Source organism: Prochlorococcus sp. MIT 1323 (assembly GCF_047304905.1).
GTDB classification, from domain to species: Bacteria; Cyanobacteriota; Cyanobacteriia; order PCC-6307; family Cyanobiaceae; genus Prochlorococcus; species Prochlorococcus marinus_D.
Map to the genome: position 1 here is coordinate 844,753 of NZ_CP138973.1, position 23,167 is coordinate 867,919.

Annotated in this window: 33 protein-coding genes; 15 read left to right on the forward strand and 18 right to left on the reverse strand. The window is 48.0% G+C overall.

Annotation, left to right across the window (positions count from 1 at the left end; all coding sequences use genetic code 11):
• Nucleotides 1-707: 707 nt before the first annotated feature.
• The 3 genes from SIB68_RS04050 to SIB68_RS04060 form a co-directional block, all read right to left on the reverse strand.
• On the reverse strand, nt 708-914 hold the full coding sequence (locus SIB68_RS04050) for a hypothetical protein (RefSeq protein WP_236068774.1): 207 nt from the start codon (nt 912-914) through the stop codon (nt 708-710).
• Between the two features lie 6 nt (nt 915-920).
• On the reverse strand, nt 921-1,223 hold the full coding sequence (locus SIB68_RS04055; RefSeq protein ID WP_236068776.1) for a thermonuclease family protein: 303 nt from the start codon (nt 1,221-1,223) through the stop codon (nt 921-923).
• Nucleotides 1,224-1,585: 362 nt separating this feature from the next.
• Nucleotides 1,586-1,717 (reverse strand): hypothetical protein, encoded by a 132-nt coding sequence (locus SIB68_RS04060; RefSeq protein WP_255359767.1) that lies wholly within the window; start codon nt 1,715-1,717, stop codon nt 1,586-1,588.
• A gap of 494 nt (nt 1,718-2,211) precedes the next feature.
• Between SIB68_RS04060 and SIB68_RS04065 the strand changes: the two genes are divergently transcribed.
• Nucleotides 2,212-2,604 carry a hypothetical protein gene (locus SIB68_RS04065; protein ID WP_236068778.1) on the forward strand — a complete coding sequence of 131 codons (393 nt, stop codon included), beginning with the start codon at nt 2,212-2,214 and terminating at the stop codon, nt 2,602-2,604.
• A gap of 391 nt (nt 2,605-2,995) precedes the next feature.
• A complete protein-coding gene (locus SIB68_RS04070; RefSeq protein WP_063399058.1) occupies nt 2,996-3,355 on the forward strand; it encodes a DUF2237 family protein in 360 nt (119 codons plus the stop codon).
• A gap of 1,165 nt (nt 3,356-4,520) precedes the next feature.
• Here SIB68_RS04070 and SIB68_RS04075 read toward each other — a convergent pair.
• The 4 genes from SIB68_RS04075 to SIB68_RS04090 form a co-directional block, all read right to left on the reverse strand.
• Nucleotides 4,521-4,742, reverse strand: coding sequence for a hypothetical protein (locus tag SIB68_RS04075; protein ID WP_011130345.1), 222 nt, complete (start codon nt 4,740-4,742; stop codon nt 4,521-4,523).
• Between the two features lie 462 nt (nt 4,743-5,204).
• On the reverse strand, nt 5,205-5,600 hold the full coding sequence (locus tag SIB68_RS04080) for a guanylate-binding protein (protein ID WP_236068780.1): 396 nt from the start codon (nt 5,598-5,600) through the stop codon (nt 5,205-5,207).
• An 815-nt stretch (nt 5,601-6,415) separates the two neighbouring features.
• Entirely contained in the window at nt 6,416-6,568 is a 153-nt protein-coding gene (locus tag SIB68_RS04085; protein WP_413681938.1) for a hypothetical protein, read from the reverse strand.
• 166 nt (nt 6,569-6,734) lie between these two features.
• Nucleotides 6,735-6,914 (reverse strand): hypothetical protein, encoded by a 180-nt coding sequence (locus SIB68_RS04090; protein ID WP_063399061.1) that lies wholly within the window; start codon nt 6,912-6,914, stop codon nt 6,735-6,737.
• 276 nt (nt 6,915-7,190) lie between these two features.
• On the opposite strand from SIB68_RS04090, the gene SIB68_RS04095 reads away from it, so the two are divergent.
• Genes SIB68_RS04095 through SIB68_RS04105 form a run of 3 tightly spaced genes read left to right on the forward strand, consistent with a single transcriptional unit; the run spans nt 7,191 to nt 9,507 of the window.
• Nucleotides 7,191-7,976 (forward strand): GTP-binding protein, encoded by a 786-nt coding sequence (locus tag SIB68_RS04095; protein WP_063399070.1) that lies wholly within the window; start codon nt 7,191-7,193, stop codon nt 7,974-7,976.
• Between the two features lie 5 nt (nt 7,977-7,981).
• A complete protein-coding gene (locus SIB68_RS04100; RefSeq protein ID WP_011130339.1) occupies nt 7,982-8,797 on the forward strand; it encodes a metallophosphoesterase family protein in 816 nt (271 codons plus the stop codon).
• Entirely contained in the window at nt 8,797-9,507 is a 711-nt protein-coding gene (locus tag SIB68_RS04105; RefSeq protein WP_063399062.1) for a hypothetical protein, read from the forward strand. Before SIB68_RS04100 ends, SIB68_RS04105 begins: the two co-directional genes overlap by 1 nt.
• A 412-nt stretch (nt 9,508-9,919) precedes the next feature.
• On the opposite strand, the gene SIB68_RS04110 is transcribed toward SIB68_RS04105, so the two are convergent.
• Nucleotides 9,920-10,174, reverse strand: coding sequence for a guanylate-binding protein (locus tag SIB68_RS04110; RefSeq protein WP_011825842.1), 255 nt, complete (start codon nt 10,172-10,174; stop codon nt 9,920-9,922).
• A gap of 45 nt (nt 10,175-10,219) precedes the next feature.
• On the reverse strand, nt 10,220-10,411 hold the full coding sequence (locus SIB68_RS04115; RefSeq protein WP_063399064.1) for a hypothetical protein: 192 nt from the start codon (nt 10,409-10,411) through the stop codon (nt 10,220-10,222).
• Between the two features lie 42 nt (nt 10,412-10,453).
• On the opposite strand from SIB68_RS04115, the gene SIB68_RS04120 reads away from it, so the two are divergent.
• Complete coding sequence (locus SIB68_RS04120) at nt 10,454-10,582, forward strand: hypothetical protein (RefSeq protein WP_255359795.1); 129 nt, start codon at nt 10,454-10,456, stop codon at nt 10,580-10,582.
• Nucleotides 10,583-10,941: 359 nt separating this feature from the next.
• On the opposite strand, the gene SIB68_RS04125 is transcribed toward SIB68_RS04120, so the two are convergent.
• Nucleotides 10,942-11,124, reverse strand: a complete 183-nt coding sequence (locus SIB68_RS04125; protein ID WP_155724849.1) for a hypothetical protein — start codon at nt 11,122-11,124, stop codon at nt 10,942-10,944.
• A 296-nt stretch (nt 11,125-11,420) separates the two neighbouring features.
• Entirely contained in the window at nt 11,421-11,699 is a 279-nt protein-coding gene (locus tag SIB68_RS04130; RefSeq protein ID WP_155724850.1) for a hypothetical protein, read from the reverse strand.
• Nucleotides 11,700-11,739: 40 nt separating this feature from the next.
• Between SIB68_RS04130 and SIB68_RS04135 the strand changes: the two genes are divergently transcribed.
• On the forward strand, nt 11,740-11,964 hold the full coding sequence (locus tag SIB68_RS04135) for a hypothetical protein (RefSeq protein WP_155724851.1): 225 nt from the start codon (nt 11,740-11,742) through the stop codon (nt 11,962-11,964).
• A gap of 281 nt (nt 11,965-12,245) precedes the next feature.
• Here the strand turns inward: SIB68_RS04135 and SIB68_RS04140 are convergent, their stop codons facing one another.
• The 5 genes from SIB68_RS04140 to SIB68_RS04160 form a co-directional block, all read right to left on the reverse strand.
• The gene (locus tag SIB68_RS04140; RefSeq protein WP_155724852.1) at nt 12,246-12,389 is read right to left on the reverse strand and encodes a hypothetical protein; all 144 of its coding nucleotides are present in this window, start codon (nt 12,387-12,389) and stop codon (nt 12,246-12,248) included.
• Nucleotides 12,390-12,948: 559 nt separating this feature from the next.
• The gene (locus SIB68_RS04145) at nt 12,949-13,236 is read right to left on the reverse strand and encodes a hypothetical protein (RefSeq protein WP_011825790.1); all 288 of its coding nucleotides are present in this window, start codon (nt 13,234-13,236) and stop codon (nt 12,949-12,951) included.
• A gap of 37 nt (nt 13,237-13,273) precedes the next feature.
• Complete coding sequence (locus tag SIB68_RS04150; protein ID WP_155724853.1) at nt 13,274-13,480, reverse strand: hypothetical protein; 207 nt, start codon at nt 13,478-13,480, stop codon at nt 13,274-13,276.
• Between the two features lie 51 nt (nt 13,481-13,531).
• Nucleotides 13,532-13,696 carry a hypothetical protein gene (locus SIB68_RS04155; RefSeq protein WP_231906010.1) on the reverse strand — a complete coding sequence of 55 codons (165 nt, stop codon included), beginning with the start codon at nt 13,694-13,696 and terminating at the stop codon, nt 13,532-13,534.
• Nucleotides 13,697-13,836: 140 nt separating this feature from the next.
• Nucleotides 13,837-13,971, reverse strand: coding sequence for a hypothetical protein (locus SIB68_RS04160; protein WP_255359797.1), 135 nt, complete (start codon nt 13,969-13,971; stop codon nt 13,837-13,839).
• 354 nt (nt 13,972-14,325) lie between these two features.
• Between SIB68_RS04160 and SIB68_RS04165 the strand changes: the two genes are divergently transcribed.
• The 6 genes from SIB68_RS04165 (at nt 14,326) to pstS (ending at nt 19,437) form a co-directional block, all read left to right on the forward strand.
• Nucleotides 14,326-14,730, forward strand: a complete 405-nt coding sequence (locus SIB68_RS04165; RefSeq protein ID WP_063399066.1) for a hypothetical protein — start codon at nt 14,326-14,328, stop codon at nt 14,728-14,730.
• A gap of 200 nt (nt 14,731-14,930) precedes the next feature.
• Nucleotides 14,931-15,236, forward strand: a complete 306-nt coding sequence (locus SIB68_RS04170) for a hypothetical protein (protein WP_011130361.1) — start codon at nt 14,931-14,933, stop codon at nt 15,234-15,236.
• Between the two features lie 1,348 nt (nt 15,237-16,584).
• Complete coding sequence (locus SIB68_RS04175) at nt 16,585-16,896, forward strand: 2TM domain-containing protein (protein WP_063399067.1); 312 nt, start codon at nt 16,585-16,587, stop codon at nt 16,894-16,896.
• A gap of 844 nt (nt 16,897-17,740) precedes the next feature.
• Complete coding sequence (locus SIB68_RS04180; protein ID WP_011130364.1) at nt 17,741-17,866, forward strand: high light inducible protein; 126 nt, start codon at nt 17,741-17,743, stop codon at nt 17,864-17,866.
• Nucleotides 17,867-17,986: 120 nt separating this feature from the next.
• Complete coding sequence (locus tag SIB68_RS04185) at nt 17,987-18,274, forward strand: hypothetical protein (RefSeq protein ID WP_155724856.1); 288 nt, start codon at nt 17,987-17,989, stop codon at nt 18,272-18,274.
• Nucleotides 18,275-18,453: 179 nt separating this feature from the next.
• Nucleotides 18,454-19,437 carry a phosphate ABC transporter substrate-binding protein PstS gene (pstS, locus tag SIB68_RS04190; RefSeq protein WP_413682022.1) on the forward strand — a complete coding sequence of 328 codons (984 nt, stop codon included), beginning with the start codon at nt 18,454-18,456 and terminating at the stop codon, nt 19,435-19,437.
• Nucleotides 19,438-19,489: 52 nt separating this feature from the next.
• Here pstS and arsJ read toward each other — a convergent pair whose 3' ends face one another.
• Both arsJ and SIB68_RS04200 read right to left on the reverse strand, forming a co-directional pair.
• Nucleotides 19,490-20,737, reverse strand: a complete 1,248-nt coding sequence (gene arsJ, locus SIB68_RS04195; RefSeq protein WP_063399326.1) for an organoarsenical effux MFS transporter ArsJ — start codon at nt 20,735-20,737, stop codon at nt 19,490-19,492.
• Nucleotides 20,738-21,775: an ArsJ-associated glyceraldehyde-3-phosphate dehydrogenase gene (locus SIB68_RS04200; protein WP_063399337.1), complete on the reverse strand. Its 1,038-nt coding sequence runs from the start codon at nt 21,773-21,775 to the stop codon at nt 20,738-20,740.
• 120 nt (nt 21,776-21,895) lie between these two features.
• On the opposite strand from SIB68_RS04200, the gene SIB68_RS04205 reads away from it, so the two are divergent.
• Together SIB68_RS04205 and SIB68_RS04210 are read left to right on the forward strand one after the other, a co-directional pair.
• Entirely contained in the window at nt 21,896-22,225 is a 330-nt protein-coding gene (locus tag SIB68_RS04205) for an ArsR/SmtB family transcription factor (protein ID WP_063399325.1), read from the forward strand.
• A gap of 128 nt (nt 22,226-22,353) precedes the next feature.
• A complete protein-coding gene (locus SIB68_RS04210) occupies nt 22,354-23,037 on the forward strand; it encodes a hypothetical protein (protein ID WP_063399324.1) in 684 nt (227 codons plus the stop codon).
• Nucleotides 23,038-23,167 lie beyond the last annotated feature (130 nt).

Genomic DNA, 23,167 nt, shown 5'->3' on the forward strand with positions numbered 1-23,167 from the left:
GGATTGGTGGAACAAAACTATCAGGCAATAGGACTAAATCGGCCCCAAAGAAACGACAGCCTTCTCCTTTGTCTTGAAAAAATACTTGCTTTCACGATACAAAGGGTATGATTAGGATCAATGGACTAAAGCAATGGATTTATTACTAGCGCTAGGCATTCCCATGGTGGTCTTGGGTCTAGCCTATCTACTGATCAATAATGCTTCAGGGTTTCCTGTTTGGTTAGAGAGGCTAACGAATAGAAGTGGAGCAATCTGGACATATGGTGTAATCATCATTGCCGTTATTTCCATAGTTAGATACGCCAGTGGAAATTAACTATGGGTTCATACCTTTTTAATTAAAATCATGCAAGAGTTCTCGAAAGCTAGTTTCACCGCACTATTTGCTTCTCCCAGATACGCTCTAGCGATGCTCTGAAGTCTTCTGTTGCGAATGCTCTATTCAGTGTCTTCTGGAAGAGTAGATGGGAGAGTCTTCTTAATTTCAGGCCCACAGCAAAGCAAGCAACTGCCCAAGCAAGGATTACCCAAATGGGATGTTGCATCGCTAAAGAGCCTCCTCTAAGACAATGCTCTATCAGGCTCCTATCGGCACGAAACCTTCATCAAGTTGCAATCTGCCGCCTGATCGACTCACATGCCTTCCCGTGCTTATCCCCATCCAGACAGGAGTCTCCTTGTCTGAGCAGTTCCTGTGCTACACGCTATGAACTGATGCACTTGCAGCGATAACGTGTTCCCTTGCTGTTGCTCTGCTTGCTTTGCCTGTAGGCCCAAGGTCGCTGTATCCCCCCAGCAACAGACCAGACGCCAATACCTCCCAGTCGGGCATAGGCCTCTAGGCGTAAGTAGACCTGACGATCACACCCTTTGATGGACTGCCAATAGACAAAGACATTTCCCGACTTCACTAATGACTAATTGATGTTGCTGCCATTGCGAATGACCTCTGCCACGGTTCTTCCATAGCGATCAGTTGCCTTGGAGCGGAGAGTCACATCAGACCCAACCGGCAGAACACTGTTGAGTGCTTGTCGTGCTGTTATGCCATAGGGCGTTTGTGAAGTCTCTGGGGCATCTACGCAGGCAAGGCGTACTTTGATCCTTTGGCTGCCTTCTGTGACGGTGAGAGTGTCGCCATCACCTATCGCAAGCACTTCTGCTGCATTGGAAGGGGCTGCCCAAAGAGTAAGAAGCAGAACTAAAAGTGCCTTGCCCATATCCGCTCCAAATACTTAGCGAACTCCTTCTCAGTCAACGGTTTAGCCAGGTCTTGCTTTCTCTTAGCTCTCCTAATCCACCAAATCATCAAACCCCAGTAGAAAACAACCAAAAAACCAACTTCTAGATAACTCCAATGCAAGTGCTCCATCAGTTCTCTCCCAGTCCTTTGAGTTCCTTCAGAAGAGCACGATTGAGGTTGTCATGGCAGCCAATGATCATCTGCGTGTCAATCGTGCCTTGCCTATAAGCGGCACATCCCTTGGCACAAAAATCTTTAGTTATCTGCTGCCATAGATCAAAGGTTACTGAAGGCAATTGAGCTCTCAAGTTCTTATTGATCTTTTCAAAGACAAATGTCTCAGTAGTGAGGCGGTTTTGAGTCTTCAACTGGAAAATAAGCACGTTCTTCCTCATCAGATTCTTGGCTGCTGAGGTACTCATCAACTTCGTCATAGGAATCATCATCGACATCTCTTTCGTGAACAGTCACGCCTAAACCTCCATTTGATCTCATCTAACTCAATTTTGCCTGATCACATCTCATGATGATAGGAGGAAGAACCGTAGGTCAAGAGAAAGAAGGGGTCTATGGCATTGCTGGTGAAGACGCCGGTGCCCTATCTCACAACTCACGAGGCTCTATCTAGGTTGAAGACATAGCCGTGTCATAGATGTCCCGCCTTAGCTCAAGCCTGCTCCTGATGCTGATCTCACTGAACAACTCACAGTAGATGCCACGTTTGTGTTCAGGGTTCGCATCTAAGAAGAGGAGGTCCACAAGCGGCTAGAAATCGCGTTGTTAAAAAGTCCAACCCGCTGAGCTACTTTCGCTCGCGTAAAAAACAGACAATCCTCTTGCTAGTGTATACACGTTAAATCCATTAATTATTCATAGATCCCAAGTCTACAACGGCTAAAATATAATATTCAAGAACGGAATCTTCTAATACTGATAAAATATACGAATCATCTTCAACCCTCTATATGCGACGCACGCCAATCTCAGATTTCACTCTCAAATGTACATTAGCCGGCATCTTGCTCTGCACATCAACAACCTCTACAGAGCCAAAGGATAAAGTCATTGAAGGCACAACTTATAGCTATAATTGCAGAGAAGGGCTCTGGAAAAGCAAAATAATTGGTCGTGGAGTCAACGACAAAGATTGGATTACAATTGAAAGGCTGGAGGAGCTTTCAGGTGCTCGGCAAGTAAATGCTAGGAATGATATTGAAAAATCATGCCAATCCTCTTCACTAATCTCTAAAGCTAAAAGAGCATTTGGAGCCGATTGTGAGCTAGCAAGTGATTCTTTTGATCCTAGGAATTGGCAAATCGATTACGCAAGTAGATTCAACGCTTATGAAAATAAGTAATTGATCTTCGCAATAAGATATGGTGATGGGAGCAGGAAGCTCTGCCTTTCGAAGAATAATTTCAGAGACAACTCACCCATCGAGACCCCAGGGAGGAGCCTGTTCCTCCATAACATCGAAAGACAAGCGGGTTCATCAGTTATTGAATACGAATATCACTCTGGGAATGGATGGGGCTACGAGGTTAAAAAGTACCGACTAGATTTTAGTGATCCAGAACGACCAAGTTTTAGCGTGGTTGATCGTTGGATTCATCAGCGGTAAATAGAATTCTTCTTACCTGAGGCAGGCAAAACACTACTTATGCTTATCTTAAAGCAAATGCTAAGGCTCAGTTGCTATTGCCATGTAGCTTTAAACCTATAGGATTTAGCTAATCAGTCATTTGCAAATGGATCGAAATGTTTTAGGTGAACCTCTCGAGATTTGTAGTTGTGATCCGAACACGGGTTGGTATCGAGACGGAAAATGTAGAACTGATGGGAATGACCTTGGTCAGCATACGGTTTGCTGCGTGATCAGCGAGCAATTTCTGACCTATAGCAAAGCTCAAGGCAACGATCTATCAACGCCAATGCCTCAGTATGGTTTCCCAGGCTTGAAGCCAGGTGATCATTGGTGTGTATGTGCATCTCGTTGGAAACAAGCCTATGATGATGGCATGGCCCCAAATATTCGATTAGAGGCAACGAATATTGAGGTTTTAACAGCTATAGATCTTCAGATACTCAAGCAATACAGTCATGCTTGAGCTGCATAGATCTTTGAGAATTGAGAGCACTAAGAGGCATGATCGATATCTCGGATGCGCTAAGGAATCATTATTTAATACTCTTCGAACAATACTTTGGCATCAATCAGATTTATGTATGTTGAAGAACTAAATACTTCCCAGTACTTTAAGGGATAGTGGCCATGGTTGTTATCAATCATCCCTTTGTGAAGGGCTTTCAGCAAAGGTCTGCTCCAAGCGCCTTTTAAATTCGTCGTCCCGACTGATTGGACTAAGATCCCTTTGCGGCTTGAAGTTTGTGCCGACTTCCTTTGGAGGCTTGAATTCGACTTGTAAGTCCCTTCTTTTACTGAATAGTCCCATCGTCATACCTAGCCACCAGAACTGAAGTCCAGCAAAAACAAGAAAACAGAGCCCAAGCCCTATGTAGCCAGCGTTCATCTCCATACAAGAAGCCTTGCATACAACTGGCATGGGGCTCGAGATGAGCAGGTGTGGCAAGAACAGGTGAACGCGTGCCAAACGAGAGAAGAAGTGAATCGAAGCTCGTGAACTCGACCAGCTCGCGGAGCAGATTGCTGACCGCTGGCTGCTAATGATGTGGGATCAGCCTCGCGCTGCGTAGGTGGGATAAAACAAACAGGGACTATGGATCTTGGATACAAGAGAACGCCTACTCCCCCCCTGTTGCTATGCGAGTGGGCATTTGATACCTAAGCTTGTTGCCTTGGTGCGTGCAAACGCCTTGTGACTTAGCCAAAGTGCGAAAGAACGCATGAGCTGCCCTCTGTACCTACCAGAGGGCCTTTTTTTATGGCAGAGGAGATAGACCTCGATCTGCTCAATCAACGTCGCCCTGCTTCCAGCCAGTGCCATCAATAGAGGGAGCCCAAAACTTGGTGCAGTCGGTTCTCGTCGCCTCTTCCCATTCCTTACCCCCCTAATTCTCCAGATATTGATTCAACTCTTTGCTTGAGTCGCCCCATCTTTCTCCGACGCACCACTGTGGGCATAGGTCGAGGTATTTTTCTAACAGTCAAGGTTGACGTATGGTTTCTCAGCTCTAGAAGGAGCAGCCAGAGCTCCGATCAGCAAGAAGAGCATCAGAGATTGAGCCGCATTGGCGAATGTATTTCTTTGGTTCTCCCAATAGCCTGAAGGGAGCCTTCTTTCTCTTGGGGCCTCAGTTCACATAAAGCCAGCGGGCCTGATCAAGCACCTGCTTCAACTGGTCGTCATCGAGAGCAAGGGCTTCTGGCCAAACATCAGAGAGCCAAGCACGTAGCTTGATGCAATCGATTCCAGCCTTGCTCTGCCAGGGTGTGAAAAACTCCTCCTGAGCAGCCAGAACTCGGAACTTCAGGAACTCCAGCAAGCGGGCTCGCAGCCGCTGTTGGTTTGGCATTGAATGGATCGTTCCGGTCCGTTAAAAATACAATTGCGATCAAAGAAAAAAGAAGTCAAGAAGAAACAGTAAGAGAGAGATGGATTAGCCGGCCTATAAGTGCCCCAAACTGGTGAATAGACGCAAGCATGCAAGCAGCAATCAACAACTGGATGATCACCAACCATCAGAGCAAGCTCCTTAAGATCATCGATAAAATCGGCTTGGGAGAAGAGAACAAGCTGAAGACTGAATCATTTCACCTCGTTTACTGAGCCATTTGGTCAGAAAAATCTGCTGATTCATTTTGAATTAATCCAAGCTGACTTTTCCCTTGTTGCTCAGCAACTCACCTCTTAAAGCCATGGTGTTGATCTTGTGGAGGTGTGCACCATCACGCTGCAGTTCAAGATTCCCTTAGGAACAAAAGCCCCCCGAGGAACCAGGAGGTCTTTTCTCTCCCACACCCATAGGTGCTAGCGGTCAGGTTTCAGCTGCCGCCAACCCTTTGTCTGGCACTGGTTCTTGCTGACAAGGCGGCAATTCGGCAATCTGCTTCTCGAGCTGATCAACAACTGAAAGATGCTCTGCTCTGCGTGCTTCAAGACGAGCAACGCGCTGTGCGTTTTGACGTTCCTGAGCAGCCATGTACGCAGAATCAGGGATCACAACAACGCGATCACGAGGCATGGTGTAGCCAAAGGGAGCATTGAAGACTTCGTCGAATCGTGAGTACAGGTCGTGCAGTTCAAGACCTCTACAGCATGACGCCATCAGAACGGGCGACCGAACCAAAAAGGTCACAAGGACCAGTGCCGGTTGGAGATAGACATCACCCCCTGAACGTCTCGTGTACGGTTTTTGCGAATCAAAATCCATCGATCAATCCACCGCATCCTCGAGGGAACCCCAGAGCTTCTTTGCTTGCGCAAGGTTTCAAAGCAAACGCTTCTCTCCTGTGATCTTGTCGATGACGAAGACCTGCCCCTCGCTTGGCTCGCTGGCCTCGCCGTGTGCTGACATTTAGCAAGACGAGAGTCGATCCAATTCTTCTCAGATTGGGAGCAACTTTTATTGTTCTTGCTCTATCTGGTCATGTAAGCCCATCAGATGTGTGCAAGGCTTCTCTTATTCAACACGCTCTGAGTTGAGATGAATGCTGGCTATATCGCTCTTGGGATCTGTTTGCTTGTCTTCCTTGGCCTTCAGTTTTGGTGGGTAGGAATGACGATGAGAAATGGCCGTGGTGGGGCAAACGGATGGGGGAGAACAGGTCTTTTTGACTTCAGGTCTCAACAAGAGGTCAAACCAAAAGACAGCATCCAGAGCTACAAAATCAGAAAACAGTTAGAGGAAACCTTCTCTAAAAGCCCTTAAAGGCCCTCGATTACCTCGGTGGTGCACACTCCACCGGTCTTTCGATTTACGCAGATCAGATGTGTGCAAAGCTGCCGGTGTACAACAGGTGGTCTAAGTTTCAATACCCCCTTGGACTGCTATGGAGACGAACGCTGCTTTAGCACTTCTTCTCTCTTTGCTTGTCTTATTTGGCCTTGGTTTTTGGTGGTTGTTCAGACTGACGATCAGGAAAGGCCCTGATCGGGCCAGAGAAGTGAGAAAAGCAGGAGGGCTCTTTAACTTCAGTTCTCAACAGAAGGGCAGCTCGCGGCGCAAGATCGCACCAAACGACGCAATCAAAGAGCGATTGGAAAAAACCTTCGCTGATAGCGCTTCACGAACGGAGGACTAAGACGCCTTAACCCTGAGGAGGGGTAGAACTCCTGCCACCGATCTTTCTTGCGCTGCTTCCATCGCTCACGCGGGTCATCCACGTGGGGATTGATCATCTTGGTTTTCAGTAAGGCAGGCTCAGCCTTCATCGAGCGGCCTTGGACAACTCGATATCGCGATCGAGATCGCTAGGGCCAGCGCAATCCATGAATTGCAGAAACCACTAGCCCTTGGGGTCAGGCAACAAATACGCCGCGTCGCGCCTCATCTCACGCATCATTGTCAGTCGCCCATCAAGATCTTGCCTGCGCCATACGTCTCTGGCGGGTCAGGAATGGGCTGTTCCTCTGGGTTTTGTGGGATGGCTTCTTCCATCCCTAAATCGATCTCAATGAAAAGAAGAGATAGGGCACCAATGAGTAGAACAGCTCCTGCGAGTAGAGACCAATGGCGACGGTCCATACAGCGGTGAGGCAAGCACATGGACCTCTTCTACTGGAATTTGCCCTCACCCCTATTGAGCAAACGAATCAATCTCTTGATGGGGGTGGACAGGAGGGAATCAAACCAGTCATGATGAGAATGATTCCCATTCCCATTCTTGGTCTTGGTTCTCCGTCTATCGGCCGAGGCCACGGCTGGAGACTCAGTGGCCTTTCAGGGCGGCGGGTTGGACCAACCCCAAATGATGACCATGCGAATTCCACTCAATCAGCCAACAGCCTTGTTGCGACAACCATGAGTAAAACTTGGCTGATTTCGGGGCCTCCCGGCTGCGGCAAAACAACCTGGATCCTCAACACAATGCAGAGCCACCCAGGCTCTTGCGGATACCTGCGACTTGAGGGTTACACCGATGAAGGCCTTGAACAGGCCACCGACACGGGAATAGATCTTGCCTTTCTCCAAGATCAAATTCCTCAACTGAGAGACCTCACTGATCCGCATCTAGACCTCGCATCCCAACCGGACGACTTGCTGGCATTGATCGAAGTTCCTCAGTTCCGCCCTCCCAAGGAGAGTGGTCTGATCGGGATCGATCCTCGCGTCAAAGCTCAGCTCGAAGCATTTCAGCTGCTCCCTGATCGCCATCTCCACTTCGGCCAAGAGCCTGAATTGCCGAAGCGAGACACCTTGGAATTCAGCAAGCTCGAATCCTGGACCATCAGCCTTCACAAATATGTCTGGGACCCCAGCAGCCTCAACAGCTTCTGGTTCGAACTTGTGAACGGTGCCTATGGCGATGTTTATCGAGCCAAGGCATTAATGAATCTGCCTGATGGTCGTGCATTTTTCTGCAACTGGATGATGACGCAGGACGGTTCACAGTTCCTGCCCCTGCAAGCAGTTGCACCACCAAATGGCCGCCCCACTCGAGTGTCTGAATTGGTGGTTCAAGGCAAAGCGCTCGATGCAGTCGGCGCTCAGTCGACGATCAACGACTGCCTACTCAACGATGCCGTATTGGAGATGCATCAGGCACCTCTGCGGGATCGGCAACCAGAACTCACTCACTCACGCTGATTGTTATGGCTCATGCTGTGATTTCGTGTCTGCACGCCAACCTCGCTGCATTCGAGGCGGTGCTGGATGACATTGATCAACAAGGGATCGAGACGATCACCTGCCTTGGCGATTTAGTGGGCTACGGCCCCCAACCCAACGAAGTTGTGGAGCTGGTGCGAGAACGTGCAATACCCACTTGTCAGGGCTGCTGGGACGAGGACATCATCGATGGACTGAATGCATGCGAGTGCAGTTACCCATCTCAGCTGGCTGAACGGCGCGGACACCTGGCCCATCAGTGGACAGCTGAGCGGATGACGGATGAGAACAAGGCCTTTCTGGCCAGTCTGCCGACATCGTTACGTCGAGATCGGCTCCTGTTTGTGCACGGCAGCCCCAATAGCCAACACGAATATCTGCTGCCAAATATGGATGCCTTTGCAGCACTCGAAAGGGTGGAAACGGCAGGAGCCGAGACCCTTTTCTGTGGACACACTCATCAGCCTTATGTGCGTGAACTGCGCAATGGATCAATTCATGTGCGCCTGCAAAACGCCGGCAGCCACAGTGCAGGGGAACACGAGCTCAATTTGCCAATGCGTCGAATCGTCAATGCTGGCTCTGTGGGCGAGCCACGTCACGGGAGTACCAGCGCCACCTATGTGATTCACAACGATGCCACTGATGAGGTTGAGATCAAAGAGGTGAGCTATGACGTTGGGCGAACCTGTCAAGCCATTGTTGAAGCGGGGCTACCTCCAGTGTTCGCCTGGCGCTTGAGCCATGGCTTCGAATATGCCGAACAAGCAGAAGACGCCAGCCACGTGTGTGAACGCTGATGGATCGCTGGGCACTCGTAAGCGGTCTACGCGGAGATTTGGAGGTTTATAACCTCATCCAGCGAGACTTAAAGAAAACCCGTGGGGTAGAGACCCTCTTTGTCTTGGGAGATCTGATTGGTCCTGATCGCAACTGCAACGCACTGTTGAACCGTCTGCAAAACCCTCATCGCAATGAATTAAAACCCCAATGCATCTATGGGTGGTGGGAAGAACAATTGCTTGCAGAGCGCGGGTTTCGTGGTGATCGAAATGCCGAAGCACTACGTCTCAACCAAGGAGAAGATGCTGTGCATGCACTTGTCAATGCTGTTGATTCTGCTCACTTGAATTGGCTGGCCTCTCTTCAATTCGGCTTCATTGAACTGGATTGTGGTCTCATCCATGGCAGCTCGGCGGACGTTGGCGACAACCTGACGCCTGAGAGCTCACCGTTAGTGCTCCTTGATCGCCTCACACGACTCGATGTGAACAGACTGTTCACTGCACGCAGCACTAAGCAATTTCGTCTTGAGTTAACAGGTGGAGGTATCGACTCACAAGTCAAGGATTTGGAGGGTCAACAGCAACATCAACAGACGGTTCCCAAACGGAGCGTGATCGGCATCGGAGCTGGCCCTCATTACACCCTGTACGACCCAGGCAGCGATCAAATCAACTTCCTCACTGCCGGAAGTCAAACGCCATCCAAGCATCGCGGTTTTGCTTGAACGAACCCTGCCCAACAGAACAAGTTAAAAGTTCAGTGAAAGACAGGAGCGCCTAAACCCTTGATGGCAATGGGGTTTAACACTCTCTTACGATCCAATGCTTAGAAAAGCGAAAGCTTTTAAACGCTCAAACAGTTCCCCTTTGAAGCAATCATTGGCTGCTTTCCCTAAGCATTCCTTGTCTGCTGAAGCCACAATAAAAAAACCTGGAGCTATGAGCGGAGGAGGGCAGGTAGGCATTGCCTTGTTAACCACGCCCCCAATCTTCACTCCTATCCAATAACCCCTAACTGTCACTTGCCAGCAACTGGCCAACTCAGACAAGAAAAAGGGGCCCGCAGGCCCCGTAGAACGTACCGTTGTATCCCAGCAAACGACGGCAGAGGGGTCCCACTCCAGCTGCCGTTAGCGATCACTCTTTTGTGGCCGCTAACTCTTTGTCTGGCTCAGCTGCTGGTAGTGCAGCTTGCAGTTCTCCGATCTGCTCGTTAAGGCGCTCAATTACCTGAGAGTGATGCTCTTTGCGAGCTTCAAGTTTGGCAACTTGGCGCTCATTTTCTTGCGCACGCAGCTTGTTGTACTGCGAATCAGGGATCACAACAACGCGATCACGAGGGATGCTGTAGCCGAATGGAACGTCAAAGACGGAATCGAATAGTGAATACATGATTGTTCTCTTCAAGACCCTCTTAGTTTGACTCCACCAGAATGTTCAACCGAACCAAAAAGGTCGTGAGAACCAGGGCCGGTTGGCGATCGACATCCCGTTTTGAACGTCTCTGGTACGGTTTTCACGACTCAAAATCCATCGATCAATAGGTGCATCGTCAAGGGAATACAAGAGTTGCATGGCTTGAGCAAGATTCAAGCCTGGAGGCTTCTCTGCGATGAACTCCTCGAGCACCTAGAACTGCTCCGCGCTTGGCTCCTATAGCTCGCCGTTGTCTTGAAATTCAGCAATAAGGTTCTCGAGCTATTTCTTCTCACGCTGCGCACGTTTGCACCTGTTCTTGCCATCGCTGGCCATGTGAGACCATCAGCTGAGCAAGCCTTCCAGCTCCTCAATGCTCAGTAAGTCCATAACTGGGATGTTCGGTCGTCGAAACAAAAAAGATGCTCCCAAGGAGGAACCCACAGAAACAGATCTCGAAAGGGGCTACAGGCTCGCTGCCGCCAAGCAAAAGGAGATTTTGAAAGAACTTCTCGCACAAAAACCAAGGGCCTAACTTTCCACCACTGGTCTACGAGCAGAAGAGTTGAAACGACCCTCACCACACGGCTCACTTGGCCCTCCAGCCCACTTTTTGCAGTCTTTTCCATCGCTCCCTTGTGTCATCCACATCGGGATCCATCGATCTGGTTTTCAGTAAGGCGAGCTCTTCCTTCCTCTGGCGACCTTTGATCACTTCGATGGGGCGGTCGAGATCGCTCTTGTCAGTCGCCCATCAAGATCTTGCCTTCGCCGTACGTCTCTGGCGGGTCAGGGATTTGCTGTTCCTCTGGGTTTTGTGGGATGGCTTCTTCCATGCCCAAATCGATCTCAACGAAAAGAAGAGACAAAACACCAATCAGTAATGCAGCCACTGCCAGTAGAGACCAGTGGCGACGGTCCATCATTGAATCAATAACAATCAGTACCAATGCTCTACTAGATCACAGCGCCTTGTTGGATGAAAGCTTTGGAGTTAGCAGCTTTTTTTATCCAGATCAAACGGATAGTCATTCATTCAAGTCTTAGAAGGATAAAAAAAGGGTTTCTCCAAGGCAACAACAACTCCGTTGGCATTGGACGATTCGCCTCATCAAAATCCAAAAACACTTGTGTCAAGATGCAGTGACTATTCCATTTCAACTGGATAAAGACAAGCTGGTTAGCGATATGGACTGACTGAATTCACCAGCAGGTCAACTCTTCAGAGGCCATCAAATCGAACATTTAGGTTCACCCTTTCAGGCCCTAGGGCAGTAGCTTGCGTCACCAAAACTGCTGTCTTTTGGCTTGCTGTTCCATCAACTGACACGCCAATGGGTGGTGCCCAGGTCGCGGAAAACCCCCAGGGTCCAATCGTGGTTCGGATTGGTTGCTCGCTATAACCTGCCTTTGTCAGAGCACTTTTGACAATTGGAAAGAGTGTTTCAGCTGTGCCATTGAGCTGACCATTGAGCCCAGTTTGACCAATCGCATTTGCCATAAATAGAGGAGCCAACTTCCCTCTCACCTCCTTGGGAAGCGTGTTCAGAAGTACCGATGGCTTTTCCGCCCATGCAGCTGGCGAAAGAGTGGTGAACAAAAACACAGCCGCGACCAGGAATCTGCGCATCAGTTGGGGGTATTTCTGTCTCAGTTGTAGCCAAAACAATCGATTTGCCCATGGCAGCAACAAGGCTGAGGATCAACTGCTCATCGATGACCAAGGCAAAGCACCCAGCCACCATGACGATCTGACCACTGCATAAAAACCTTCGCGATCACGAGTAAGCAGGGCCGCTTGAATTCAGCACTAAGAACCCGTTACGAACCGGACCAGAAAAAAGAGACAATGCGCCGGTCTTAGGCATGCCCCATGCCAGTGCAAGCATGCTGATCAGCAACAACTTGAATTGAGCCCCCTGCGACCATCGCCACTGATTGGCTCATGCTTGCCACATCAAAGAGATCACCTAGATGTTGATTTGATGCGCAAGCAGGCAAGACAATAAAAAAGGCCCATTAGGGCCAGGGACAAACCTTGTGGTTCTCACAGAGCTCGATGAGGTTTGGCGACTGCAAGACCGCGCAGTCCGAAAAAGGCAAGGACGGAGCTGATGCCGGTGAGAAGTACAAGGGTCGAGACCAAAGTGGGGGTCAGTTCATAGCAACTACCCCAAAAGCTGATACCCATGTCAGTTACAGCAAGACTTTTAGTTCATAGCAACAACTCAGCCAATCGCCAATAGGGCCAGGTTGATCGTTGCTGATCAGGTCAATGGCAGTGAATGGCGCCAACGAACAATTAAGCAAAAAGACTTACTTTTACAGGCGGTGTAAAACGACAGAGCCACCTCAGCACACCTCAAGCGCGTGGTTCATAGCAGCTACGAGATTGTCAATCAAAGAACAAACACAATCCAACATTTGCGAAGCATCCATCCTGACTGAAGCCGCTAAACCCTGGCCTTAAAGGGATTGGACGCCATGGATCGTTCAGACAGCCTCGCCAAGATTGCAGTTCAGGCCACTTCAGCAATACACCACTGCAGGAAAAAAAGATCACTCCAGCAACACACGCTGCGCGACCCACAAACAAGAACCAAGACCGATATCGCCCGTCAGCGAATGTTCTGATGCCTTAGTTGGTGGACAGAATCAAGTCATACCAGTGGGTTTGCCAGCATATAAAAAAGACCCTTGGTTGCTTTGCATTCACAGCAAGGGTCTTAGCGTTCTCTTGTGAGGTGGGGTTAGCTCGCAGTACGGGCTAGCTCCTTAGCCTTGTCTGACAGAGCTCCCTCAAGAGTCAACCTTGCGATCTGAATTTCAAGACGTTCAAGGGCGCTGAGGTATGCAGCCTTGGTTTGCTCGAGGTCTGCAACACGTGCAGCCTTCTGAGCGTCGTGATGAGCCTTGTACTCACCATCACTCATTGCATAGAAGGTGGGTTTTACAGAGGCACTGGAGGAAGCGAAATAACTGTCGAGGAGCTCGCCTTTGTCCTGATAGTCAGCAATGCGGTTGTCTAAGGAGGTCATTGGAGGGAGAGAAAAATCGTTCCTTACCGGTCTGCATTTAAAGGGCCATCCAGGAGGCAATGGGTACGGTTTCCGCGAATAAAACTCGATAGGCAGATACTTGCTGTCTGCCAACGTCACCCAGAACACCTTGACTTGTGCCTGGTTTAACTGCAGCTGTTGTTCCCCTGCTCTGCGGCGATGCGGTTCTTGAACCACTTCTGCTCAGTTGTGCGCGTCGCTGCTTGTGTACACCTCTTGCCATGAGAGCCGATCAACTAGGCAAGGGATCTTCTTAGTCAGAGCTCATCCCAACTCAAGCAGGTTGGAGGGTTCTAAAGAGCAGGGATTCATACACAGCTATCGCCAACAAGATCAAGACGATTCCGCTCACCAGTACTTTGCCGTTCATCGATGTCGTGGAGACAAGCACTTCCCTTTCTACTTTCTGCGCAAGTGCTGTGCTAATCGAGTTTTGCAAGAACCTGCCACCCTTGCGCTGAGAATGCTGGCCTGGCCATCTCAACCCAACAACTGGGCAAGGCTTTCGCTCTGCACCAATTGAAAATGAGGCAAAGAAGGGCAGCCCAAAGGATTGCACCGTTTAGGAATCATGCGTGCTCAAGTCGGGCCAAGGTCCCCATTGGCAAACCTGGCGATTCCTTCCAAGCTGACCCCGCCAACCAGCACAAATTCATAAACAGCGATCCCCAGAAGGGATAGGACGATGGCCAGAACCACAACTTTGCCGTTCATCGATGCACCACTTGAAAGCATGAAGGATTGATCAAAACTCAACCTGGTTGGAGAAATCTGACGATCAAAGGTTCACATAGAGCGACACCAGCCAGTAGCAGGGCGATTGCCAGAAAAAGAGCTTTGCCACTCATCTATGGCATTGGGGCTTGTCGTCCCTTTCTACTTTCACCTCAAGTGTTGTGCAGCATTGATCGATCCATGCACTCATCACCACTGGGGTGGCGCAGCGCTCCAAAACCCTCGTTGATGCCTTGTTTGCATCGCTCCATGAGCTCCATGGCGCCTTCGATGCAATCGTCAAGCCTCCTTGCCTTGAGCAGCAACAGAGGCTGATGAGGCCATCAATCAAGCGTGCTGCACGCCTCGAGGCTTCCTTCTACTGCAACTGATCAACGCCTACTTTCAACTCGAAGTTCTCAACGCTCTTCTGATCAACATCGATCTACGGCCTGGCTGAAGAGGCAACAACAGAGCCACTCAACACATCTCCTGACAGGTATCCAAGCGGATCGGCAAGGGACTGACGAACCAAGCGCTAGCCACCGATGCGATATATCAAGTTTTCTTGATGGATTGCTAACTTTTCCTCGTTTCACCGACCTGAACGGACTTCGCAGCGTTGTTACTGCTTCTATCGCTGGTTCACTCTTGGCCGCTGGCGGTTTTTGGGCTGTAGAAGACCTCCTGGCAAACGGAGCAGAGGCAGGCATGATCATTCTCACCAATAGCTACACCGCAGCCACGAGATGCAACTGATCAACCGCCCCTCAGGGGGCTTTTTTGCCCTGATACGCGTAGACCAGCTTCGTCTAGACGTATAAGCCAAGTAAACCAATGATCATCGAGAAGGATCTTTAAGCCTGAGGGGCTAAGCCCAGGCGAGGCCTGGATAGAACCTGCTGTTCATCTTGAACAAACGTTAATGCTGGTTGTACTTGTATTCATCGATACTCAAGATGGAACCAGCTGTTTTGACAACGGTGGTTTTTTCGCAAGCGATCCAAACCAAACCTCTCACTTATACGTCGCCTGCGGCACGTGAACGTGAAATTTACTTCTCATCTGCAAGGAATTTGGCCAACGCTCAGTTTCAACTTGCTGATGCTGAGCTGACGCAGAGGTTATGGCAGGACGTGAGCGATCGCGATCTTGATGTGGATCGGGTGCTCAACTTGATGTATGGATGCTGGTTCCACGACGATGCGGAAGCGATGATCGATGCAGACGAGGCTTTTCTCCAGAGTGGGCGTGCGGAAACTTGAGGCCATGGTGGACGCCCTATAGAACGCCATGCCAAATCGTTGACGGTCAATCGCCCCTTCGGGGGTTTTTTTTGCCTTATCCGCACCGGCCGTTTTCATCTCGACGGATAGGCCGGATAACCCTCGCCTACAGGCATTACCTGTGAATGCCACCAGCGCCGTTCTTCTTTTGGCAGCCGGTAGCTGAAGTCTGTTTTGACGTCATGCCATTGATTGCCCGCACGATCAACACCGATGACTGAGTAGCTCGGAGACGTACGTGTGGCGATGTCTTCGACATAGCGCAGACCAAAACGATTCCAGGAAGGCTCCTTGCCCTTCCAGCAGCTGAGCCAGCCAAAGAATTCGTGTCAGGTCGGTGTGTGCCTGAACGCTGAAGCAAAGGTCAATGGAGAGCAGCCTAGATCTGATGGCTGCGGGTAGAGCTGTGTATGGAAGCCTGTTTTTTTGAACACCCAATAAGCTTGCGATTGCGATTTAAATTCAGATGAGTCTTGTGAATTCAATCAAGAAAAACCTGACCTTTGGTAACGGTAAATACATCTTTGATGGCTCAATATCTTGAGGCCAAGACATCAACCCTTCCAGGTAGTTTCCCTGTAATTTCTAATACAGCCTTGATGAATCTCTATGTGTATCATTTGAAAGTCATCTATATGGAGCAAGTTCATGCCCATCAGTGATTTCTTAAAAGAGACCATTAATGATTGCATGACCAATAAGGCAGAATCATTGAATGGCAGGATTGCAATGGTTGGTATGTTGGCTCTTATGGTTACGTACCTTGCAACGGGAGACATTATCCCAGGTGTTTTTTAGTCTGGCGATTCTCCAATTGATGGGGAGCGATTAACTGGGAGTCATTCTTAGATTAAAACTTATATAAAACTCTAATGAATGGGCTCCCGATTTTCCTTAAATGAATCATTTTCTGATTGATATTTGAAGGTTATTGATCTCTCTTCTGTAGACCTGTAGTAACATGATTCCCTCAGTTATGCAGTAGAGGCCTCTGTTGAATTTAATCATCTAGCTTGGTCACACAATGCATGTATTTGCCTTCATGATGCTCAGACGGCTCAAGCCTTTGCGGGCAATAGTGGTTGCTGTGTCTTGATTCTTTCAAAGGCTTTTATTCTTTCTTATGATCTCATCAGCCATTTCAAATGGCAGCCTTTAGGGCGTTGATGGTATTAGATAGCAAGCAGCATCTCCATCTGAAATTTTCAGGAGTAGTTTTGCATGACAGGGTCAACTAAATTAAGCTTTGATTCGTTCAAAGTGAATCAATTGATGCAGACAGAAAAGCGCCTTTTGGCCTAAATAGAGTTAGACGAGAAGACTTTCCATGACTGAAATGTTAAATTTTGATCTGCGGCAGAAAGCTCTGAAACTCCTCAGCAGAAAAAGAGCTTTGAAAAATGAGCTCAAGCTTTACCTTGTTTTCAATCAATTGCTTATCTGGGTTTGGGTGTTTACTAAACTTACCTTTTTTTGGCCCATTTGGTCTATTTTGGCTGGAGGTATTTATCTTCTTTCTAAGTCACATAAACTCTCTCGTATACAGAAGCAGCTTATCCATGCAAAAGCGAGGCAGCGTATGGGTGCCTCGACTCTTCTAAAAGACGAACACATTTCGAAACTTGTTGAAGCATCGTGAATCTTGGCGCTTCATCTTCGTAATGGAGGAGATCGACAGAAACCTTGCAGAAACTATCAAGGCAGCTGAGGGCACGCCCTTTGCGGACCCGAAGAAGATGCTACCGAGACCAACAATTTCTAGATAATTCTGAGGATAAATCTTGATTCAGTCAGAAGAATATTAGATACGAAAAGATCCCATGATATTTTTTGCATTATTAAAGACCGAAACATTGAATATGGATAATAGTAGTTTTATTGATTGGTATTCGAACTAAAAAGCTTGAATATAGATCAAGTGTATTTGAGTAGCCTTGCGATTTTAGCTAGACAAACAATGCCTCAAGTATCAATATGAAATAGATGTAGGTAATAGCAAGTGTCTGCAATGATGCTCATGATGAAAGGTTGATGTATGAAAAGGATTTCAATTCATGCTTGCCGCGAGTTTGTCTTATCTTGAATCAGTTGGCAATTTATAAAGTCGGCCGTCTTAAACTAAGCCAATTGGTTTAATAGAGCTTTTATTCCTACATTTACTAGAAAGCAGCTAAGACCTGCTTCATTATTCTTGGCTTGTCTTGCTGCTTCATGGCTGCGTTTGGGCAAGTCAATTGATTGACGACCACTTCCTCACTAAAAAGGTAATATCACAATAAATTTTAGTTGCCATAGAAGTCAATGCATGGATATTTTCAATTGGCCAATAGAACCTATCTTTTGTAGTTATAAGCACAGGTTTGTTGATTGTAAGTCTTCAAACCATGGCATAGTCAACTTTTGCGGCTGTATTGTGAGGTTTTATACAGCATTCTTTTATAGTTTTTCTTATCTTTATCAAGTCACATATTTTGAGCAAGACCATGACGATCGCTGATTTCATGAGCAACAAGGCAGAGACTTGGAACGGAAGAGTCGCAATGCTTGGCTTTTTAGTGGCCATCGGTACATATGTAGTAACAGGAGAAATTATTCCCGGTATTTTTTAGTGAACTTATAGGGAGCTTTCTTGAGCTATTTTTATATTCAAGTGGCTCCCTATTATTTAAACCAAAAGGCTCTTCATCTATTGCATTGGGGCGTGTCATCCCTTTCTACTTTCACCTCAAGTGCTGTGCAGCATTGATCGAACCCTGCACTCATCACCACTGGGGTGGCGCAGCGCTCCAAAACCCCTTGATGCCTTGTGTGCATCGCTCCATGAGCTCCATGGCGTCTTAGATGCAATCGTCAAGCCTCCTTGGCGTGAGCAGCAACAGAGGCTGATGAGGCCAGCAATCAAGCGTGCTGCAGCCTCGTCGCATCCTTCTACTGCAACTAATCAACGCCTACTTTCAACTCTCAGTTCTCAACGCTCTTCTCATCAACATCGATCTACGGCCTGGCTGAAGAGGTAACAACAGAGCAACTCAACACATCTCCTGGTAGGCATCCGAGCGGATCGGCAAGGTACTGACGAACAAAGGGCTAGCAACCGATTAGATATATCAAGATTTCTTGATGGATCGCTAACTTTTCCTCGTTTCACCTCCGCGCTGCTCTAGTTATGGAACGCCTAACAGCGCTAAAGCTCATGATGACCATTCTCAAGAAGGGCTTTCTGCTTTCTTCACTGGTCGCTCTCGGTGTTGGCATCACGGCTTGCGGCACCTCAGGGTCATCCGGCCGTCTAAGCGGAGCTGGTGCAACCTTCCCTGCGAAGATCTATACCCGTTGGTTCTCTGAGCTGGCCACGGCTGGGGGGCCACAGGTCAACTATCAGGCTGTTGGCTCTGGATCTGGTCGTAAAGCCTTCATTGATCAGACCGTGAGCTTCGCGGCATCGGATGATCCGATGAAGCAGGAGGATATTGACAAGGTTCAGCGTGGCTTGGTGCAAATCCCCATGGTGGGAGGCACAATCGCCTTTGGCTACAACCACAGCTGCGATCTGAAGTTGACCCAACAGCAAGCGGTTGAAGTTGCTCTTGGCAGCATCACTGATTGGGATCAACTCAATTGCCCTGCAGGCAAGATCACTTGGGTGCATCGCTCTGATGGCTCTGGCACCACCAAGGCTTTTACCAATTCCATGCAGGCCTTTTCTCAACAATGGACCCTGGGAACCGGGAAATCAGTGGAATGGCCAACAGGGGTGGGCGCTAAAGGGAATTCAGGTGTTGCTGGTGTGATTACAAATACACCTGGCGCGATCGGTTATGTGAATCAGTCATTCATCAAAGGAAAGGTGAAAGCTGCTGCACTTGAAAATCTCTCTGGCGAATTCCTCAAGCCAACTGTGAATGCTGGAGCTGCTGCCCTCAATGGCATCCAGTTAGACGCCAATCTCGCCGGTACCAATCCAAATCCCACAGCCAAAGGGGCTTATCCGATTGCCACTCTCACCTGGTTGTTGGCATACAAAACTGGTAATGGCAGCAACCTTGACGCACTCAAAACAACCTTTGACTACATGTTGAGTGATGAGGCTCAGGCGCAAGCTGACGGGTTGGGCTTCGTTCCCCTGCAAGGTGAAATTCTCTCCAAGGCTCGAGCAGCAGTTGAAAAGGTAGGCAAATGACTATTGCACCTTCAAAGGTCTTACCTCCTCAGTCATTGTTTATTAGCGCTCGTTAAGAATGTTTTGGCTCTGGCAACCTTAAGCTGCTTAGCAATGAGAGAAACACCAATAAAGATGAGCACCATAAACATAACTGCATTCCCTGCATTGTCGTCTTACCGATCATGAATACAGAGCCTGATAAAACTGTACCTATTAATCTACCTGCGGCATTAGCCATATAATAAAATCCTACATTTAGGCTTACATTCTCACTATCTGTATAAGCCAAAATCATGTATGAGTGTATAGACGAGTTCATCGCAAAAACAACACCAAAAGAAACCAGGCCCAATGTTATAGCTATTGCAGAATCAGTTTCTCGCCATAATGCAATCGCAATCAGTGCTGGAATCGCTGTCAAAGCAGCACTCCAAAACTGAACGGAAGAGACACCGGGAGTTTTTGAGCTGGTCCACAGTTTTCGGATACCTGGTGCAGATGCCTGAACAATTCCGTAGCCAATCACCCATAACCCCAAGAAGCCTCCGATTTCCCAAAACTTCCAGTTCAATGATTCTTCTAGAAAAACAGGTAATGCAACTACAAACCATACATCTCTTGCGCCAAACAGGAAAAGGCGAGCTGCTGACAAAATATTAATACCTTGCGATTTAGAGAAGACACTCATGATTCCCAGCTTCTTTTTGATGATTCCCATATCGTCTGGAAGCTTTAGCGTGACTAGAAAACTTATTGACAAGCCTATCGCCATTATTTCTACTGACTTATTAAAACCTACACTCGTTAAAAGTAATCCACCTAGAAAAAAACCTACTCCCTTTAAAGCATTCTTTGATCCCGTAAGAATAGCCACCCACTTGAAAAGCCTCCTGCCCTCGCGATCGGCATCTCCTTTTCTCTCTGCAACTATGGTTTTTATGGCACCTTTAGCCGTCATTTTATTAAGATCTTTTGCTATGCCACTAATTGCTTGTGCGAACATCACATACGCTACACTTCCTATTTTAGACCAACTTGCTGAGACAGGAATCAACATCAGCAAGGCCAAGATCTGCAACAAAGTTCCAACCCAAAGAGTTAGACGTAGGCCATAACGTGCCCCTATCCAACCGCCACACAGGTTGGTAATAATACCGAAGAACTCATAAAATAAAAAAAGAAATGCGATTTCAAGTGTCGTATAACCAAGCTCATGGAAGTGAAAAACCACAAGCATACGTAATGCACCATCAGTGAGCGTAAAGGCCCAGTAGTTTGTGGTTACAACACCATATTGATTGAGAGGCGAAAGCATCATTTAAAAGGTATTACTAGTATTTTCAAGATTAGAAATATAACACGTAAGATCTGCCATTCGACTGCTATATCCCCATTCATTGTCGTACCATGCGTAAACCTTTAGCTGAGAGCCGTTAACAACCATTGTTGACAATCCATCGACAATTGAGCTTCGAGAATCGTTAACGTAATCAATAGAGACAAGAGGCTTGTCTTCATAGCCAATGATTCCCTTTAACTGATGTTCTGCTGAATGCCTGAACGCTTCATTGGCATCCTTCACCGTAATTGAGCGCTTTAGCTCAAAAACTGCATCGGTCAATGAAGCATTGAGCAAAGGTACTCTTACCGCATGTCCATTGAGTTTTCCCTCTAGATCTGGAAAGATCATTGCGATTGCTTTGGCAGAGCCTGTCGTCGTTGGGATCAGACTTTGTAGACAACTCCTAGCCCTACGTAAGTCCTTTTGGAAACTATCAATCGGAACTTGTGTGTTAGTAGTATCATGAAGAGTTGTTATGCAGCCATGTGAAATACCAAAGTTTTCATGCACAACCTTGACCAACGGAGCCAAACAGTTTGTCGTACATGATGCTGCTGTCACTAAATGATCAATCTTTGGGTCATAAAGATGATGATTAATCCCATAAACGATATTCAACACTTCTTTGCCAGCTAGTTTTCCTTTAACTGGGCAAGCAACAATCACACGTTTTAAAGCATGTTGATCGAAGTAAACGCTGAGAGTTTCTGGTGATTTAAATTTACCGCTGCATTCCAAAACGATGTCAATGCCAGCGTCATTCCAAGGCACAGCGCCAGGAGTGCTTCCTTGGGAGTAACTGATGGTTTGTTGATTCACCAACAGTTGGTTCTCGCTGCCTCCAACAAGCTGATCCCAGCGTCCGTGTACAGAATCGAACTTAAGCAGGTGTGCTGCAGTGGCTGCATCCCCAGATGGGTCGTTCACATGGCAGATCTCGATCCCTGGTCTCCCCCATAGAGCCCTGAAGACCAGCCGCCCGATACGCCCAAAACCGTTGATACCAATACGCATTGGCCCTTGCTTGGCCATAAGGATCAATCAAAATATCTTGATGTATCAACCATAGTCGATGCAAGCGCTCTTTTCCCTTTCTTATATTGTCCTTAAAGTAAAAAACGTCTTACATTAATCATGGGCACAACGATTGCCCCGCCACATTTGCTTGATTCAAGTCGTGCCAGAACTTTAATGAAAGCACTTGCAGATCCTATTCGTCTGCAAGTGATCGAGGAGCTTGCCTGTGGTGAACGTTGTGTGTGTGATCTCATTAATGAGTTAAGTCTTGGCCAATCACGCCTTTCCTTTCATCTCAAGGTCTTAAAAGATGCTGGTTTGATTGTTGATCGGCAGAGTGGCCGTTGGGTTTATTACCGCTTAGAGCCAAAAGCCCTTGGTATCTTGCAGGATTGGCTTTCGTGTTTAGCCGAGCAATGCCAGAAACCAACGATTAACTGCGAATAATCATGTTGTTGGTAGTCATGAACCTGATCAGCAGACCAAAGCAAAAGCCCCAGCCGCTTGAGGATGCAGCCGCAACACTGTTGAATTGACAAGAACAATCAAACAGCTTGCGGTGCAACAGGATCCCAATGGCCGATAAGTCAGCGAAATGGATCACAGCCCTGCGCGACGGGATCCGACGACAATGTGGCGATGGCTGGATGGTTCGCGGCGTTGGTGACGGTCTTCTCCAGAGGGTTCAGCTAACTGTGCGCTTCGACGATGGCAGCCGCACCAGCATCATCCTCGGTCCAAAGGCCAAGACCGATCCTGATTTCATTCCATGGGTCGCAACAAGCGCTGATTGGATCTTGAAAATTTCAACTGAGATCTCTGAGTTAATGAAAGATCAGGGCAAAGGATTGACTGATGCCTACGAGTTGGTGAAAAAAAGAAACGAGTCTGGAGCTGGTGGTGAATTCGATTGGGAACGACTACTAAAAAAATTCAAATCACATAAAACAAGTAAAAGCAAAAATGGAGCCCGGGTTTGGAACCGTAACTACCGCACGCCCCTTGCCCGTACAGTCGTTATTCTCACAAGCCAGCCTGAACCCAGCTCCGGCTACACGCTTTTAAAAGCATTGGTCGAACGTCATGGAGGAGAGCCCGGCTCCACAAGCAGAAGACTTCGCATTCAGTACGCAGCAGAATTCCTTCGCTTCGCGTTTAAACATGGCGCCAACAGGCGTTGGCTACCACCGGAAGATCTCAAGACGTTGATCGGCGAAAAAAGTGTCGATTTCACTCAGAACAACGTCAACACGGTGTAGGGGTGTAGGAAACCAAGCCGCTTCGCCACATTCCAGCTGACAGGCAACCCGCTAGTCCACCTTCAGGTCTCGCCTTGATCAGCGCCTGCTTCAAGCTCTACCAGGCCCGTACTACCGCAAACAAAAATTG